We start from the raw sequence: 16,912 nt of genomic DNA on the forward strand, positions 1-16,912 counted from the left end.
CTCCCGTGTCCGTTCTCCTGATTGCCGGCAGCCCCACGGCCCCGTCCCGCTCCACCGCCTTGCTCGACGCGGTGGGCGAGAGGCTGGCCCAGCGTCATGCGCGGATCGAGCGGCTCGCCGTGCGCGAGCTGCCCGCGCAGGCGCTGCTGCTGGCGGAGTGGAACAACCCGGCCATCGAGCAGGCCATCGCCCAGGTGGCGGCGGCCCGCGTGATCGTGGTGGCCACGCCGGTCTACAAGGCGGCCTACAGCGGCCTGCTCAAGGTCTTTCTCGATCTGCTCTCGCAGAACGCACTCAAGGGCAAGACGGTGCTGCCGCTGGCCACCGGCGGCAGCCCGCACCACATGCTTGCGCTCGACTACGCATTGCGCCCCGTGCTGCAGTCGCTGTCGGCGCGCCACATCCTGCCGGGCGTGTACGCCAGCGAATCGCAGATCGCGCTGACGCCCGAGAACGCCTACCAGGTGCACAACGACCTGGCCGAACGACTCAACGAGGCCGTCGAGGTACTGGCTACCGAGGGCCTGAAGCTGCCTGCCACGCACGGCTTCGAGCCGGTGCCGTTTTCCCGCGTGCGATGTAGCGTCTGACGAGCGGGTTCTTCAACGAACCCGGCTCCCTCCAGACCCATCCCCATCCTCTTTTCGAAGCCGCCTGTATGCGGCGAGGGGATGGCTTTGCCTGAAGTTTCTGCAGACCAAGGAATCCACGCATGAACCCCGTCGCAACCGAAGACTCCGTGCTCGACGTGCAGCCCCGCTCCTTCTGGCGCGGCCTGCGCGATCTGCTGATCAGCGCCATCGTGGTCAGTGCCATCGCGCTGATCGTCAGCTTCATCTCCGCGGCCTCGGCCCACGCCCAGGGCAACCAGGGCAAGGGCGAGCTGCGCATCGGCTACCAGAAGTCGGCCAGTCTGTTCGTGCTGCAGAAGGCGCAGGGCACGCTCGAGAAGAAGCTCGCGCCGCTGGGCTTCGGCGTGAAGTGGGTCGAGTTCCCGGCCGGCCCGCAACTGCTCGAAGGCCTGAACGTCGGTGCGGTCGACGTCGGCTATGTCGGCGAGGCGCCGCCCATCTTCGCGCAGGCCGCGGGCGCCAAGTTCGTCTACTTCGGCTACGACCCTGCCGCGCCGCGCGCCGAGGCCATCCTGGTCACGAAGGATTCGCCCATCAAGTCGGTTGCCGACCTGAAGGGCAAGAAGGTCGCGCTCAACAAGGGCAGCAACGTGCACTACCTGCTCGTGAAGCAGCTCGAGAAGAACGGCCTGAAGCTCTCCGACATCCAGCCCGTCTACCTCGCGCCCGCCGACGGCCGCGCCGCCTTCGAGAGCAGGAACGTCGATGCATGGGTGATCTGGGATCCGTTCCAGGCAGCCGCCGAGAAGGCAACCGGCGCGCGCGTGCTGGCCGACGGCACGCCCGAGGTGGTCAACAACTACCAGTACTACCTGGGCGAGCGCGGCTTCGTGAAGAACAACCCGAAGGTCATCGACGCACTGTTCGCCGACTCGGTGGAGCAGGGCATCTGGCTCAAGAAGAACCTGCGCCAGGCGGCCGAGCTCATCGCTCCGCTGCAGGGCCTGCCGGTCGACGTGGTCGAGCTGGCGCTGCGCCGCTACGAATTCAACGTGAAGCCGATCACCCCGGCCGTCGCGGCCGACCAGCAAAAGATCGCCGACACCTTCTTCGCGCTGAAGCTCATTCCCAAGCCCATCAAGGTCAGCGACGCCGTGGTCACGGCGCAGCCCTGAGGCACAGGCATCCAACGGATCGTTCCCGCACAACCATGACACGCATCTCCATTCCCCGCCGCCGCCTGATCCAGGGCGCGGCCGCCGCCATCGCGCTGCCCGCCTCGTTCGCCGGACTTGCGCAGGCGCCCGCGCGCCAGTTCCGCATCGGCCACCAGAAGGGCTACCTCACGCTGCTCAAGGGCCGCGGCACGCTCGAGAAGCGCCTGGCGCCGCTCGGCGTGAGCGTGAAGTGGACCGAGTTCACCGCCGGCCCCGTGCAGCTCGAGGCGCTGAACGTCGGCTCCATCGACTTCGGCGACGTGGGCGAGGCACCGCCCATCTTCGCGCAGGCCGCCGGCGCGCCGCTGGCCTACGTGGGCGCGACCGTGCCGCGTCCGCAGTCCGAGGCGGTGCTGGTGCCCAAGGGCTCCGCCATCAAGACCGTGGCCGAGCTCAAGGGCAAGAAGATCGCGCTCAACAAGGGCTCGAACGTCCACTACTTCATCGTCAAGCTGTTCGAGAAGCACGGCCTCGCGTTCGCCGACCTGAACCTGGTCTACCTGCCGCCCGCCGATGCGCGCGCCGCCTTCGAGAAGGGCTCGGTCGACGCATGGGTGATCTGGGACCCGTTCCTCGCCGCGGCCGAGAAGTCGCTCGAGGCGCGCGTGCTGGCCGATGCCACGGGCGTGGTCGGCAACCGCGCCTACTACTTCTCCTCGCTCGACTACGTGGCGAAGAACGCGGATGTGCTGGCCATCGCGATCGAGGAACTCAACAAGGTCGACGTCTGGGGCGCCGCCAACAAGGGCGATCTGGCCGGCGAGCTGGCCACGCTCTGGGGTCTTCCGAAGCCCGTGGCTGAACTGTCGGTGAACCGTTCGGCCTACGGCACGGCGCCGATCACCAAGGCCATCCTGGCCGAGCAGCAGAAGATCGCCGACACCTTCTTCGAGCTCAAGCTGATCCCGAAGAAGATCAATGTGCTCGAAGCCGCCGGCGCTGGAGTCGCGTGATGCAGATCTTCTGGTTCCTCCCCACGCACGGCGACAGCCGCTACCTCGGCACCACCGAGGGTGCGCGCCCCATCGACCTGGCCTACCTGCAGCAGATCGCGGGCGCGGCCGACAACCTCGGCTACGAAGGCGTGCTGATCCCGACGGGCCGCTCGTGCGAAGACCCCTGGGTGATCGCTTCGAGCCTGATCGGCGCGACGAAGAAGCTCAAGTTCCTGGTGGCGGTGCGCCCCGGGTTGCACCAGCCCAGCCTGGCCGCGCGCATGGCCGCGACCTTCGACCGGCTCTCGGGCGGGCGCCTGCTCGTGAATCTCGTGACCGGCGGCGACCAGGCCGAGCTCGAGGGCGACGGCGTGTACCTCGACCATGCGGCGCGCTACGAGCAGTCGGCCGAGTTCATTCGCATCTGGCGCGAGATCATCGCGCGCAGCCATGACGGGCAGGCTTTCGATTACGAGGGCAAGCACCTGAGCGTGAAGGGCGCGAAGCTGCTGTACCCGCCGGTGCAGAAGCCGTATCCGCCGGTGTGGTTCGGTGGCTCCTCGGCCGCCGCGCACGACCTCGCTGCCGAGCAGGTCGACGCGTACCTCACCTGGGGCGAGCCGCCCGCCGAGGTCGCGAAGAAGATCGCCGACGTGCGGGCCCGCGCGCAGCGCCAGGGCCGCAAGGTCGAGTTCGGCATTCGCCTGCACGTGATCGTGCGCGAGACCGAAGATGCCGCCTGGAAGGCCGCCGAGGAACTCATCAGCCGCGTGGACGACGAGACCGTGATCCGCGCGCAGGCCGCCTTCGCGCGCATGGATTCCGAAGGACAGCGCCGGATGGCCGCGCTGCATGCGGGCGGTGCGAAGCGCAGCCGCGCCGAGCTGGAAATTGCCCCGAACCTCTGGGCCGGCGTGGGCCTGGTGCGCGGTGGAGCGGGCACGGCACTGGTCGGCGACCCGAAGACCGTCGCGGCGCGCTTCGAGGAATACGCGGCGCTCGGGCTCGACAAGTTCATCCTCTCGGGCTACCCGCATCTGGAGGAGGCCTATCGCTTCGCCGAGCTGGTGTTCCCGCTGCTCTCGCGCAAGGCGAAGACGCAGCTGGCCGGCGGCTCGCTGAGCGGACCTTTCGGCGAGGTCGTCGCCAACCTAGACGCGCCTTCTCGGCTCGTTTCCCAAAGCTGAAGGATCGCCATGACTGAACAGGTTCAGGAACTGCCGGCCGTCGTGCCGGCCGAGGAGGCGGGCAACAGCGCGTTCAAGGCCTTCGCCGTCAACGTGGCGAAGCGGCTGGTGCCGTGGCTTGTGCCGGTGGGGCTCATCGTCTTCTGGCAGATCGCGTCGTCGCTGGGCTGGCTCAGCACGCGTGTGCTGCCGGCGCCCATCGACGTGGTCAAGGCCGCGTGGAACCTCACGGCATCCGGCGAGCTGTGGACGCACGTGAAGGTCAGCGCGGGCCGTGCGCTCGCGGGGCTGGCCATCGGCGGCGGAGCAGGGCTGGCGCTGGGCCTGCTGACCGGCTCGGTGAAGTTCTTCGAGACGCTGCTCGACTCCACCATCCAGATGGTGCGCAACATTCCGGCGCTGGCGCTGATTCCGCTGGTGATCCTGTGGTTCGGCATCGACGAGTCGGCCAAGCTGTTTTTGATCTCGGTGTCGGTGTTCTTCCCGATCTACCTGAACACCTTCCACGGCATCCGCAACGTGGATCCGCAGCTCATCGAGATGGGGCGCACCTACGGCCTCTCGCGCTGGCAGCTGTACCGCGAGGTGATCCTGCCGGGGGCTCTGTCCTCGATCTTGGTGGGGCTGCGCTTCTCGCTGGGCCTGATGTGGGTGATCCTGATCGTGGCCGAGACCATCTCGGCGCAGGCCGGCATCGGCTATCTCACGATGAACGCCCGCGAGTTCCTGCAGACCGACATCGTGCTGGTGGGCATCCTGCTGTACGCGCTGCTCGGCAAGCTGGCCGACCTGTTCGCGCGCGGCTTGGAGCAATGGTGGCTGCGCTGGCACCCCGGCTACCAGAAGAAGGCGAAGTGAGGGCAGGGGAATGACGCACTCTTCATCTACATCGATCTCCCGCCGCGCCGCCATCGCGACGCTCGCCGCGCTCGGCTCGGGCGCAGTGCTCGCGCAGGGCGTGGCCAGCCGGCCTGTCACCGTGCGCCTCGGCTACCAGAAGTCGTCGACGCTCATCGCGGTGCTGAAGGCGCAGGGCGTGCTCGAGAAGCAGCTCGCGCCGCTGAACGTTGCGCTCAGCTGGCACGAGTTCACCAGCGGCCTGCCGCTGCTGGAGGCGCTGAACCTCGACAACCTCGACATCAGCGCCGACGTGGCCGACACGGTGCCCGTGTTCGCCCAGGCGGCCGGTGCCGACCTGACCTTCCTCGCGCAGGAGGCGCCTTCGCCATCGGCGCAGGCCATCGTGGTGCGCGAGGACTCGCCCATCAGGACCGTGGCTGACCTCAAGGGAAAGAAGGTCGGCTTCGCGAAGGCGGCCGGCGCGCATTACCTGCTGATCGCCGCGCTCGACAAGGCCGGCCTGTCGTTCAAGGACATCGAGCCCGCCTACCTCACGCCGGCCGACGGCCGTGCCGCGTTCGAGAAGGGCGCCATCGACGCCTGGGTGGTGTGGGACCCGTTCCTCGCAGCGGCCCAGCGCCAGTCGAAAGTGCGTGTACTGGCCGACGGCGCGGGCATCGCGTCGTACCAGCGCTACTACCTCGCGAGCAGCAAGTTCGCGAAGGCGCGGCCCGACGTGCTGCGCGTGGTCTACGCCGAACTGGAGAAGACCGGCAAGTGGGTCAAGCAGAACCCGAAGGAGGCGGCCACGCTGCTGTCGCCCGTGTGGGGGCTGGACGCCGCGACCATCGAGCAGGCCAACGCCCGCCGCAGCTACGCGGTGCGGCCGGTGGTGCCCGAGGGGCTGGGCGAACAGCAGCGCATCGCCGACGCCTTCCTCGCCGAGAAGCTGCTGCCAAGAAAAATCGATGCGCTGAACGTGGCGCTGTTCAAGCCCGGAGCCTGAAGAAACCATGAGTGCCGTACTGAAAGACATCCAGCCCCAGGCTCAGCCGCAAGCCATTGCCGGCGGCGTGCGCCTCGAGGCGCGCAACCTGCACAAGCGCTACGGCGCGCGCGAGGTGTTGCGCAACACCCGCCTGACCATCGAGCCGGGCCAGTTCATCGCCATCGTCGGGCGAAGCGGCTGCGGCAAGAGCACGCTGCTGCGGCTCATCGCGGGCCTCGAGGAGCCGAGCTCCGGTGGCCTCTACACCGACGGCAAGGCCGTGAACGGCCTGCACGACGACACCCGGATCATGTTCCAGGAGGCGCGCCTCTTGCCATGGCGGCGCGTGCTCGACAACGTGACGCTGGGCCTGCCGAACGATGCCAAGGCGCGCGGCAAGGAAGTGCTGGCGCAGGTCGGCCTGGCCGACCGCGAGAACGAATGGCCGGCGCGCCTCTCGGGCGGCCAGCGCCAGCGCGTGGCACTGGCCCGCGCCCTGGTGCACCACCCGCGCCTGCTGCTGCTCGACGAGCCGCTGGGCGCCCTCGACGCGCTCACGCGCATCGAGATGCATCGCCTCATCGAGAACCTGTGGCAGCGCCATCGCTTCACCGCGCTGCTGGTGACGCACGACGTGCAGGAGGCCGTGGCGCTGGCCGACCGCGTGATCCTGATCGAGGACGGCCGCATCGCCCTCGACGAGAACATCGCGTTGGCCCGTCCGCGCTCGCAGGGCGACCCGGCATTCGCCGCCATCGAAAAACGAATCCTCGACAGGGTGCTGCAGAAGTCCGAAGAGACCGAAGCGGAGAGCACCGACGCCAGCTGGCTCGCCACGCCCGCGCATGCATTGCGCTGGGCGATCTGACGAGCCTCTTCATCCATCAGCCCATTTGAAAGGCAGTCGCATGTCGCAGAACTGGAAATTCGAAACCCTGTCGGTGCACGCCGGCTATTCGCCCGACCCGACCACCCGCGCCGTGGCGCCGCCGATCTACCAGACGGTCGCCTATGCCTTCGACAGCGCCCAGCACGGCGCCGACCTGTTCGACCTGAAGGTGCCGGGCAACATCTACACCCGCATCAACAACCCGACGCAGGACGTGCTGGAGCAGCGCGTGGCGGCGCTCGAAGGCGGCATCGCGGCGCTGGCGCTGGCCTCGGGCCAGGCGGCCGTGACCTACGCGATCCAGACCATCGCCGAGGCCGGCGACAACATCGTCAGCAGCACTGCGCTCTACGGCGGCACCTACAACCTGTTCGCCCACACGCTGCCGCAGTTCGGCATCACCACCCGCTTCGCGGACCACCGCGATCCGTCGAGCTTCGAGAAGCTGTTCGATGAGAGGACCAAGGCTGTGTTCGTCGAGTCGCTTGGCAACCCGGCCGGCAACGTGACCGACATCGCGGCCATCGCCGAGATCGCGCACCGCAACGGCGTGCCGCTGATCGTCGACAACACCGTGCCTTCGCCGTACCTGAGCCGGCCCATCGAGCACGGTGCCGACATCGTGGTGCATTCGCTGACCAAGTACCTGGGCGGCCACGGCACCAGCATCGGCGGCGCGATCGTCGATTCGGGCAAGTTCCCCTGGGCGGAGCACAAGCAGCGCTTCAAGCGCCTGAACGAGCCCGACGTGAGCTACCACGGCGTGGTCTACACCGACGCGCTGGGCCCGGCCGCCTACATCGGCCGTGCGCGCGTGGTGCCTCTGCGCAACACGGGCGCGGCCATCTCGCCGTTCAATGCCTTCCTGATCCTGCAGGGCATCGAGACCCTGGCGCTGCGCGTGGACCGCATCAGCGACAACGCGCTGCGCGTGGCGCAGCACCTGAAGACGCACAGGGCGGTGAAGTGGGTCAACTACGCGGCGCTCGAAGACCACCCCGACCACGCGCTCGCGAAGAAGTACCTGGGCGGCAAGGCCAGCGGCGTGCTGACCTTCGGCATCGGCTCGGGTCGCGAGGGCGGGGCGAAGTTCCTCGATGCGCTGAAGCTCTTCACCCGCCTCGTGAACATCGGCGACGTGCGCTCGCTGGCCACGCATCCGGCATCGACCACGCACCGGCAGCTGTCGCCCGAGGAGCTGGCCCGCGCCGGCGTCACCGAGGACACGGTGCGCCTGTCGGTCGGCATCGAGCACATCGACGACCTGATCGCCGACCTCGACCAGGCGCTCGCCGCAGCATGAAGCTCTCCCCCAGGCTGCGCGCACTTCGTGTCGCTTCGCCAACCCCCTTCCGGGGGCAACACCTGCGGCCCGGCAAAGCCGGTTCCGCGGTGTTCCACGAAAGAAAGAGAACCCGATGACCACACTGCAAGCCATTCCCGAAGCCGCGCTGGACCAGCTGTTCCGCAAGGCCCGCACCGTGCACGCGTTCAAGCCCGTGCCCGTGACCGACGAGGTCATCCACAAGCTCTACGACCTGCTCAAGTGGGGCCCGACCGCCTACAACGCCCAGCCGGCGCGCTACGTGTTCGTGCGCAGCGAGGAGGCCAAGGCGAAGCTGAAGCCGGCCGTGTCCGCGGGCAACACCGCGCAGACGCTGGCTGCCGGCGTCACGGTGATCGTGGCGCACGACACGCGCTTCTACGAGCACCTGCCGAGCCTGTTCCCGGCCTACGACGCCAAGCCCTTCTTCGAGAAGAGCGCCGACGCTGCGCAGGCCACCGCCTTCCGCAACAGCAGCCTGCAGGGCGCGTACCTGATCCTCGCGGCGCGCGCCCTCGGGCTCGACGCCGGCCCGCAGTCGGGCTTCAACGCGGACCTGGTCGACAAGGCCTTCTTCCCCGACGGACGCTATCGCGCGAACTTCCTCGTCAACCTCGGCGTGGCCGACCACGCCGGCACCTTCGAGCGTGGTCCGAGGCTGGCGTTCGACGACGTCGCCGAGATCGTCTGATCGGCGTCTGCTGTGCTTTTCCTCAACGAATTTCCTCAACCTGAAAGAGAACCCATCATGTCCATCCAAGCTATCAACGTGCGCAACCAGTTCAAGGGCAAGGTCCGCGAAATCATCCGCGGCGACGTCGTTTCCGAAGTCGATGTCGAAACCGCCTGGGGCATCGTCACCTCGGTCATCACCACGCGTTCGGTCGACGAGCTGCAGCTGAAGGTGGGCTCCGACGTGGTCGCACTCGTGAAGTCGACCGAGGTTTCGATCGCGAAGCTCTGACGGACCCTCGGGCATCTGCGACGACCCGGCGCTGTAATGGCGCCGGGTTTTTCTTTTCTGGCGCCGGTGTTTTCAGCGGTTTACAGGGCGCGAATTCATCGACTGTGCTGAATTTTGGAAATCATCCAAATCTTTTAAAGACCTGAATCTCCTTTGAAGTCGTCGCCATAGCATGCGCCGCGAAGTCGTGTTCCGCACATCGATGCGTGACCACGAGTTCGCAAGTGCATTCAATCAAACACTTCAGGGAGGAACCGCATGCTCGTTGAAATTGACGAACATGGAATGATCAGCCACGCGCGAGTGAGGCATGCCCGCAGTCTGCAGATCGAGCGAGGGAAGAGGGCCGGGGCAATCACCGGCATCGTGGTGCACCAGACGGACGCCGATACTTCGGCGTCTTCATTGAACAGCTACAAGCGGCCCAAGGCGAACGGGGCGCACTTTCTCATCGACAAGGATGGGACGATTTATCAGACGGCGGCGATCTATCAGAGGACGAATCATGTGGGGCCGTTGCAGGCACGATGTCTGGTCATACCGACGTGCACGCTAAGTGACTTTCCAGAAAAAGTTGGGGCAACGGCAATGCATAGGATCGAGATGCGCAAGGCGCCAGCAGACCGCTATCCGAGCAACATGGAAGCCATAGGGATCGAAATGGTGGGGCGGGCAAGATTGCCGGAGGGATTCGAGCCCGATTCCAGGCAGAAGAGAATGTCGCTGGAGAGGCTGCGGGGCGACGCTGGGGTCTTTCCGACTCCGACAGCTGCTCAGAACCAAGCGCTTTCATGGCTTGTTCACGTACTCCAAGAGTCGATGCACCTCGCAGCGAGCGAAGTGTTTCGTCACCCGGATGTCAGCAGAAAAAACATTACCGAGGCGCAAGGCGCGAACTGGACACTCCCCATACCCACACCATGACAAGAATCGGCATGCTTCTGGCGGCGTTGGTTGCGACTGCAGCAGGCGCCTTGGCTCACGCGGCTGACAAGCGATACCCGCTTGATTCAGTAAAGAAGATCGAGGTCGTAGAACCCTCCAATGGGTCTGTGTGGGAGAACAAGGATCTCCTGGATTGCTCCGATGTTGTCCTGACTGAAGATGATGTGCGATATGCGCTGCGGCACATACGCAGGGTCACGGAGAAGGCTTTTTTCAGCGAGAAGACGGAGCGGACAGGGTGCTCGGGAGGTGCTTCCGTCACTTTCAGCAATGGAAAGATCATCGTCATCGGGGTCGAGCCCACGGGGAGGATCAACATCTTCGAAGCGGACGCGAAACTCGAACCTACCGGTGCTCCTGAAAGCTACTACGAGTGCGGTCCGTGCAGGACGCGCAAGATGATCCTTCTGCAGGATGCGTTCGATCGCGCCGATGAGCGCAGGCTGAAGAAACTGGTGGCGCAGGGACGAGTCTCTTCTGCCGAAGCGGAACTCCTGCTGCAGAAGGCGCGCTCAGCGCGCAAGGGGCCTTGATGCGCAAGATCAACAATCTCGTGGCCAGTGCTCTGGTTGGGGCGGCAGGAATATCTTCAGCCCATGCCGCTGATCCGCGATACCCCATCGCCTACGTGCAAACGGTGAAGATCACACTTCCTTCGCACCGAAGTGCATGGGAGAACAAAGATTTTCTGGACTGCGACGACGTCGTGCTGACAGAGGAGGATGTCCGCTATGCCTTGCGCCGTATGCGGAGAGTCTTGTGGAGGGGGTACGACCCCGAGAAAGTGGATACCACCGGGTGTGAAGGGGAGGCGTTCGTTACGTTCAAGAACGGGCGGATACTTGCCATGGGTATCGAGCCCACGGGACGAATCGCCACGGCGGAGTACGACGCCAAGATGAAGGTCGTTGCGGGTTCCTCTAGCTTCTACGAATGCCACCCTTGCCGAGACCGCAAGATGACCCTTCTAAAAGACGCGCTGAACCGCGCGGATGAGCGAAGGCTCAAGAAGCTGGTCGCAGAAGGGCGACTCTCCGCCAGCGAAGCGGAGTTTCGGCTGAAGAGGGTGCGAGACGAGCGCGACAAGCCCTGACAGGCCAACCTGACCCGATAACCCGCCACGGCGGGTTTTCTTTTGTCAGTTCTCCATGGGAGGCCCGCTTAGTCGGCCCACGCATTAGAAACTGCAAACACCTTCCTTCCTCCCCCACCAGGCGCCTCGCAGAATCTTCCGGATCCCTCCGAAAAAGGACCTCCGATGAGCGCCATTCTTTCTTCCGCAGCCCCCGTGCAGCACGCGCAGGGCCACGAACTCGACATAGTCCGCCAGGCCGGCCACATCGGCGCCGAGGTGCGCGGCGTGCGCCTCTCGGGTGCGCTGCAGCCCGAGGTATTCGGTGCCATCAAGGCTGCACTGCTCAAACACAAGGTGCTCTTCTTCCGCGGCCAGCAGCATCTCGACGACGCCCAGCAGGAGGCCTTCGGGCGCCTGTGGGGCGAGCTGGTGCCGCATCCGACCGTGCCTTCGAAGGACGGCACGCGGCTGCTGGAGCTCGACTCGCGCCATGGCGGCCGCGCCAATTCGTGGCATACCGACGTGACCTTCGAGGTTGCCTATCCGCAGGTTTCGATCCTGCGCGCGGTGGTGATCCCGGCCTATGGCGGCGATACGGTCTGGGCCAACACGGTGGCGGCTTACGAGAGCCTTCCGGACGACCTCAAGGCGCTGGCCGACCGCCTGCGTGCCATCCATGGCAACGACTACGACTATGCCGCCTCGCGCTCGCCCTCCGATCTCGACGAGGAGGGCACCAGACGCTACAGGAACGTGTTCACACGCCGCCTGCTGGAGGCCGAGCATCCGGTGGTGCGCGTGCACCCCGAGACCGGCGAGCGCAGCCTGGTGCTGGGCCACTTCGTGAAGCGGCTGGCGGGTCATTCCACGCAGGACTCCGGCCATCTGCTGAGCGTGCTGCAAAGCCACGTGCACCGCCTCGAGAACACGGTGCGCTGGCGCTGGACCCAGGGCGACGTGGCGATCTGGGACAACCGGGCCACCCAGCACTACGCGATCAACGACTACGGCGACCAGCACCGCGTGGTGCGCCGCGTGACCATCGCCGGTGACGTGCCGTACGGCGTGGACGGCACCAGGAGCGTGGACCTGACCGCCCCGGCCGTGCGCGCCGCGGAGGCCGCCGGAGAGGCTGCCTGAGCCCGTCTTCTATAGATCGGATGGTTGTTAGGAATCGACTTTTCAGTTGTTTGAGCTTCGGCGCCCGGCTCCTACAGTGATGGTTATCGCCATCAAAGGCGTATCCAACGCACAACAGGAGCCTCACAGCATGTCAGTGGAAGTTGAAGAAGAAGTCATCGCCTTGCCCGAAGCACTGGAACAGGCGCGCGCGTCCGCCGCCGAGAACGATCTGCCCTATGCCGGTGGCGTCAGGCCGCCGGTGGCCTGGGAACTGGTGCAGAAGGGCCAGGCCGTGCTGGTCGACGTGCGTTCCGGTGAAGAGCGCAAGTTCGTCGGCCATGTGCCCGGCAGCCAGCACGTGGCCTGGGCCACTGGCACGGCGCTCACGCGCAATCCGCGCTTCGTGCGCGAACTCGAGGCAAAGCTGGCCAAGGACGGCGGCAAGGAAGCCGTCGTGCTCCTGCTGTGCCGCAGCGGCAAGCGCTCCGCGCTGGCAGCCGAAGCGGCGGCGAAGGCCGGCTTCACGAACGTCTTCAATGTCCTCGAGGGTTTCGAGGGCGAGATCGACGAGCACCAGCACCGCGGCGTCGCCGACGGCTGGCGCTTCCACAGGCTGCCGTGGGTGCAGGACTGAGCACACCCCTACAAGACGTTCCCGGGAGAAAACATACATGGCCCATTTCGAGGTAAGCGACATCGTGCGCGCGTTGCATGGCGTGCGCGACGAATGGCGCGACTCGCAGCGCCGCTCGCGAGAGCCCGGCGCCCGCGAGTTTCCGTCGCGCGACGCGCTCACGCAGATTGTCGAGTCGCTGAAGGGGGCGCTCTTTCCGATGCGGCTCGGCCCGCCGGACCTGCGCCACGAGAGCGAGGACTTCTATGTCGGCCACACGCTCGACGCTGCCCTGCAGGCGCTGCTGGTGCAGGCGCGGCTGGAGCTGAACTTCAACGCGCGTCACGAGCCGCGCCCCGCGAGCGAGATCGACGACACCGCCACCGAGGCCGTGCGCCGCTTCGCCAATGCGCTGCCCGGCCTGCGCCGCCTGCTCGACAGCGACGTGCTCGCCGCCTACCAGGGCGACCCGGCCGCGCGCAGCGTCGACGAAGTGCTGCTGTGCTATCCCGGCGTGCTCGCGATGATCCATCACCGCCTCGCGCACGAGCTCTACAAGCTCGGACTGCCGCTGCTGGCGCGCATCGTGGCCGAGCTGGCGCATGCGCAGACCGGCATCGACATCCATCCCGGCGCGCAGATCGACGCGGGCTTCTTCATCGACCACGGCACGGGCGTCGTGATCGGCGAGACGGCCGTCATCGGCAAGCGCGTGCGGCTTTACCAGGCCGTCACGCTGGGGGCCAAGCGCTTTCCGACCGACACCGAAGGCAACCTGCAGAAGGGCCTGCCGCGACATCCGGTGGTGGAGGACGACGTGGTCATCTATGCCGGCGCGACCATCCTCGGGCGGGTGACGCTCGGCAAGGGCGCGGTCATCGGCGGCAACGTGTGGATCACCGACGACGTGCCTCCGGGCGCGAGCGTCACGCAGGCAAGTTTGCAGAACGCACCGAAGACGGGAGGAGCGGCATGAAAGCGTTTGTGGAAGACTTCGGTGTCACCATCCGTCAGCTGCGCGAGGACAGGGGCTGGTCGCAGGAGGAGCTGGCCGAGCGTTCCGACCTGAACCGCTCCTACGTGGGCGAAGTCGAGCGCGGCCGCGTCATTCCTTCGATCGTCACCGCGCAGAAGCTCGCGACCGCGCTGGGCATCAACATGGTCGGCCTGCTCATGCGTTGCGAGCAGCTGGAGCAATCGCGTCTTGCGCGACGAATCAACTTGGCGGCTATAGCCTGTTGAGGGAAAACCCGTGGCCGCCGGACACTGGCGGCCACTTTTTTCTCAACCACGGAGCCCTGATTCATGAGCGCAACAGTTGGTGGTACCACCGCCCTTGGCGACAACGCCGCAAGACAGCTGGCCAATGCCACCAAGACAGTCCCCCAACTCGAGACCATCAGCCCGCGCTGGCTCACGCACCTGCTGCAATGGGTGCCGGTGGAGGCGGGCATCTACCGCGTCAACAAGGTCAAGAATCCGGAAGCGATCAAGGTCACCTGCACCTCGCGCGAAGAAGAGAACCAGCTGCCGCGCACCTTCGTCGACTACGAAGAGAACCTGCGCGAGCACTACCTCAATGCCGTGAGCACCGTGCTCGACGTGCACACCCGCATCTCCGACCTCTACAGCAGCCCGCACGACCAGATCAAGGAACAGCTGCGCCTGACGATCGAGACGATCAAGGAGAACCAGGAGAGCGAGCTCATCAACAACCCCGACTACGGCCTGCTGGCCCAGGTGTCGGAAGAGCAGCGCATCTTCCCGCTGACCGGCGCGCCCACGCCCGACGACCTCGACGAGCTGCTGACCAAGGTCTGGAAGGAGCCCGCCTTCTTTCTCACGCACCCGCTGGCCATTGCCGCCTTCGGCCGCGAAGCCACGCGCCGCGGCACGCCGCCGCCGACGGTGAGCCTGTTCGGCTCGCAGTTCATCACCTGGCGCGGCATTCCGCTGATTCCGTCGAACAAGGTGCCGGTGGCCGACGGCAAGAGCAAGATCCTGCTGCTGCGCGTGGGCGACAAGCGCCAGGGCGTGGTGGGCCTCTTTCAGCCGGGCCTGTCGGGCGAGCAGGGCCCGGGGCTGTCGGTGCGCTTCATGGGCATCAACAACCATGCGATCGCGTCTTACCTGATCTCGCTGTACTGCTCGCTCGCGGTGCTGACCACCGACGCGCTGGCGGTGCTCGACGACGTCGAGATCGGCAAGTACCACGACTATCCCGACACCTACAAGTAAGCCGCTGTGAGCAGCAGTACTCCATCGATTCCGGGCGACGCGCCGTTCGATCCGGCGGTTCTCGCGCGCATGGCCAGCGCCATGTTCTCCGCACTGCCGGGCACGCCGCCCGATTCGGTGCCCGGCGTGGCGAACGGGCTGGTGCCGGGCGCGCAGTTTCCGGCCAATGTCGCGCCCGCGGGCTCGCCGCTCGCGAGCCCGGCCGGCTTCGGGCCCAGCGTGCCGGGTACGCCGTTTCCGCAGGGGCAGGTCCCGGGCGCCAACCTGGTGCCGGCGTCGCCCACGCAGGTGCCTTCGCTCGCGAACCGCGCGCCGGCATTGGTGCCGCATGCGGTGGCAGGCAACGGTGTGCCCGACAGCGTGCTCTCCGTGGCGCCGGCCTTCGAGCCGCGCTCCGGTGGCACGGTGCAGGGCGTGCCGCAGCAGGTGAGTGCGCTTTCGGCACTACAGGCGGACGCGTCACCGTTCTACTTCTTGAGCAACGCTTTCGGGCATCCTCCGGCCGGCGCGCTCTCTGCCGTGTCTGCGCCTCCGCAGGTCTTGCTCCCTCTCCCGCTTGCGGGAGAGGGCCGGGGTGAGGGCCTGCGGACGACGCAAGGTGCGGGGTTGCCCCTCACCCCAACCCTCTCCCCAAAGGGGAGAGGGAGCAATCCCCAGTTCTACTTCGTCGACGCGGTGCGCCTGCCCAGCGGCTTCGTCACGCCGGCGAAGCCCGATCCGCGCGGCCCCGGCGCCGTGCCGCTGGCCGGCAGCGGCCAGCATCCGCCGTTCGACGTGCACGCCGTGCGGCGCGACTTCCCGATCCTGCAGGAGCGCGTGAATGGCCGGCAGCTCGTGTGGTTCGACAACGCCGCCACCACGCACAAGCCGCAGTCGGTCATCGACCGCATCGCGTACTTCTACGAGCACGAGAACTCGAACATCCACCGCGCCGCGCACGAGCTGGCCGCGCGCGCCACCGACGCCTACGAAGGCGCCCGCGAGCGCGTGCGCAGGTTCATCAACGCGCCCGAGGTGGAAGAAGTGATCTTCGTGCGCGGCACCACCGAGGCCATCAACCTGGTGGCCAAGAGCTGGGGCGGGCAGCACGTGGGCGAGGGCGACGAGATCGTCGTGTCGAACCTCGAGCACCACGCCAACATCGTGCCGTGGCAGCAGCTCGCTGCTGCCACGGGCGCGAAGCTGCGCGTGATCCCGGTGGACGACTCGGGCCAGGTGCTGCTCGACGAATACCGCAAGCTGCTGAACGACCGCACGAAGATCGTTGCCGTCACGCAGGTCTCGAATGCGCTGGGCACGGTGGTGCCGGTGAAGGAGATCGTCGAGCTGGCGCACCGCGCGGGCGCGAAGGCGCTGGTCGATGGTGCGCAGTCGGTCTCGCACATGCGCGTGGACGTGCAGGACATCGGCGCCGACTTCTTCGTGTTCTCCGGCCACAAGGTGTTCGGCCCGACCGGCATCGGCGTGGTGTGGGGCAAGCGCGAAGTGCTGGAAGACATGCCCCCATGGCAGGGCGGCGGCAACATGATTGCCGACGTGACCTTCGAGAAGACGGTGTTCCAGCCGATCCCGAACAAGTTCGAGGCCGGCACCGGCAACATCGCCGACGCCGTGGGGCTGGGCGCCGCCATCGACTACGTCAACAAGGTCGGCATCGAGAACATCGCGCGCTACGAGCACGACCTGCTCGTGTACGGCATGGCGCAGCTCGGCGCGATTCCGGGCGTGCGGCTGATCGGCACGGCGGCCGACAAGGCCAGCGTGATGTCCTTCGTGCTCGACGGCTACACCACCGAGGAGGTGGGGCAGGCGCTGAACGAGGAGGGCATCGCGGTGCGCACGGGCCACCACTGCGCGCAGCCGATCCTGCGCCGCTTCGGCGTCGAGACCACGGTGCGGCCTTCGCTGGCCTTCTACAACACCTTCGACGAAGTCGACCGGCTGGTGGCTGTGGTGCGTCGGCTGGCGTCGCAGCGCCGCGCGGGCTGAAACCGGGCTGGTGC

General features: G+C 66.7%; 19 protein-coding genes. All 19 read left to right on the forward strand.

The features are described from left to right. Positions 1-5 precede the first annotated feature (5 nt). The 19 genes from ssuE (at position 6) to ABL840_RS16905 (ending at position 16,898) form a co-directional block, all read left to right on the forward strand. Positions 6-590, forward strand: coding sequence for an NADPH-dependent FMN reductase (ssuE, locus tag ABL840_RS16815; RefSeq protein WP_093195411.1), 585 nt, complete (start codon positions 6-8; stop codon positions 588-590). Positions 591-712: 122 nt separating this feature from the next. Then, positions 713-1,747: a sulfonate ABC transporter substrate-binding protein gene (locus tag ABL840_RS16820; protein WP_093302743.1), complete on the forward strand. Its 1,035-nt coding sequence runs from the start codon at positions 713-715 to the stop codon at positions 1,745-1,747. 35 nt (positions 1,748-1,782) lie between these two features. Further along, entirely contained in the window at positions 1,783-2,742 is a 960-nt protein-coding gene (locus tag ABL840_RS16825; RefSeq protein ID WP_093302745.1) for a sulfonate ABC transporter substrate-binding protein, read from the forward strand. Continuing rightward, a complete protein-coding gene (gene ssuD, locus ABL840_RS16830; protein WP_093302748.1) occupies positions 2,742-3,911 on the forward strand; it encodes an FMNH2-dependent alkanesulfonate monooxygenase in 1,170 nt (389 codons plus the stop codon). The genes ABL840_RS16825 and ssuD overlap by 1 nt, the downstream gene beginning before the upstream one ends. 9 nt (positions 3,912-3,920) lie before the next feature. Further along, positions 3,921-4,769, forward strand: a complete 849-nt coding sequence (ssuC, locus tag ABL840_RS16835; RefSeq protein ID WP_093302750.1) for an aliphatic sulfonate ABC transporter permease SsuC — start codon at positions 3,921-3,923, stop codon at positions 4,767-4,769. A 10-nt stretch (positions 4,770-4,779) separates the two neighbouring features. Continuing rightward, positions 4,780-5,757, forward strand: a complete 978-nt coding sequence (locus ABL840_RS16840; RefSeq protein ID WP_093302753.1) for an aliphatic sulfonate ABC transporter substrate-binding protein — start codon at positions 4,780-4,782, stop codon at positions 5,755-5,757. A 7-nt stretch (positions 5,758-5,764) separates the two neighbouring features. After that, positions 5,765-6,607 carry an ATP-binding cassette domain-containing protein gene (locus tag ABL840_RS16845; protein ID WP_093195405.1) on the forward strand — a complete coding sequence of 281 codons (843 nt, stop codon included), beginning with the start codon at positions 5,765-5,767 and terminating at the stop codon, positions 6,605-6,607. A 40-nt stretch (positions 6,608-6,647) separates the two neighbouring features. Beyond that, positions 6,648-7,931 carry an O-acetylhomoserine aminocarboxypropyltransferase/cysteine synthase family protein gene (locus ABL840_RS16850; RefSeq protein ID WP_093302755.1) on the forward strand — a complete coding sequence of 428 codons (1,284 nt, stop codon included), beginning with the start codon at positions 6,648-6,650 and terminating at the stop codon, positions 7,929-7,931. Between the two features lie 115 nt (positions 7,932-8,046). After that, entirely contained in the window at positions 8,047-8,643 is a 597-nt protein-coding gene (locus ABL840_RS16855; protein WP_093302758.1) for a malonic semialdehyde reductase, read from the forward strand. A gap of 57 nt (positions 8,644-8,700) precedes the next feature. Then, the gene (locus ABL840_RS16860; protein WP_007829250.1) at positions 8,701-8,916 is read left to right on the forward strand and encodes a TOBE domain-containing protein; all 216 of its coding nucleotides are present in this window, start codon (positions 8,701-8,703) and stop codon (positions 8,914-8,916) included. A 258-nt stretch (positions 8,917-9,174) separates the two neighbouring features. Continuing rightward, a complete protein-coding gene (locus ABL840_RS16865; RefSeq protein WP_093302760.1) occupies positions 9,175-9,840 on the forward strand; it encodes an N-acetylmuramoyl-L-alanine amidase in 666 nt (221 codons plus the stop codon). Next, positions 9,837-10,394, forward strand: a complete 558-nt coding sequence (locus ABL840_RS16870; protein WP_093302762.1) for a hypothetical protein — start codon at positions 9,837-9,839, stop codon at positions 10,392-10,394. The genes ABL840_RS16865 and ABL840_RS16870 overlap by 4 nt, the downstream gene beginning before the upstream one ends. After that, entirely contained in the window at positions 10,394-10,954 is a 561-nt protein-coding gene (locus ABL840_RS16875) for a hypothetical protein (protein ID WP_093302764.1), read from the forward strand. The genes ABL840_RS16870 and ABL840_RS16875 overlap by 1 nt, the downstream gene beginning before the upstream one ends. 165 nt (positions 10,955-11,119) lie before the next feature. Beyond that, the gene (locus ABL840_RS16880) at positions 11,120-12,076 is read left to right on the forward strand and encodes a TauD/TfdA dioxygenase family protein (RefSeq protein WP_093302766.1); all 957 of its coding nucleotides are present in this window, start codon (positions 11,120-11,122) and stop codon (positions 12,074-12,076) included. Between the two features lie 130 nt (positions 12,077-12,206). Continuing rightward, on the forward strand, positions 12,207-12,692 hold the full coding sequence (locus tag ABL840_RS16885) for a rhodanese-like domain-containing protein (protein WP_093195398.1): 486 nt from the start codon (positions 12,207-12,209) through the stop codon (positions 12,690-12,692). A 37-nt stretch (positions 12,693-12,729) separates the two neighbouring features. Beyond that, complete coding sequence (gene epsC, locus ABL840_RS16890; protein ID WP_093195397.1) at positions 12,730-13,647, forward strand: serine O-acetyltransferase EpsC; 918 nt, start codon at positions 12,730-12,732, stop codon at positions 13,645-13,647. After that, positions 13,644-13,913 (forward strand): helix-turn-helix domain-containing protein, encoded by a 270-nt coding sequence (locus tag ABL840_RS16895; RefSeq protein ID WP_093195396.1) that lies wholly within the window; start codon positions 13,644-13,646, stop codon positions 13,911-13,913. Before epsC ends, ABL840_RS16895 begins: the two co-directional genes overlap by 4 nt. A 63-nt stretch (positions 13,914-13,976) precedes the next feature. Then, positions 13,977-14,909, forward strand: coding sequence for a family 2A encapsulin nanocompartment shell protein (locus ABL840_RS16900; RefSeq protein WP_093302769.1), 933 nt, complete (start codon positions 13,977-13,979; stop codon positions 14,907-14,909). A 69-nt stretch (positions 14,910-14,978) separates the two neighbouring features. Continuing rightward, positions 14,979-16,898 carry a family 2A encapsulin nanocompartment cargo protein cysteine desulfurase gene (locus tag ABL840_RS16905; RefSeq protein ID WP_418116367.1) on the forward strand — a complete coding sequence of 640 codons (1,920 nt, stop codon included), beginning with the start codon at positions 14,979-14,981 and terminating at the stop codon, positions 16,896-16,898. Positions 16,899-16,912 lie beyond the last annotated feature (14 nt).

This window comes from Variovorax sp. NFACC27 (assembly GCF_048301545.1).
Taxonomy (GTDB): Bacteria; Pseudomonadota; Gammaproteobacteria; order Burkholderiales; family Burkholderiaceae_C; genus Variovorax; species Variovorax gossypii.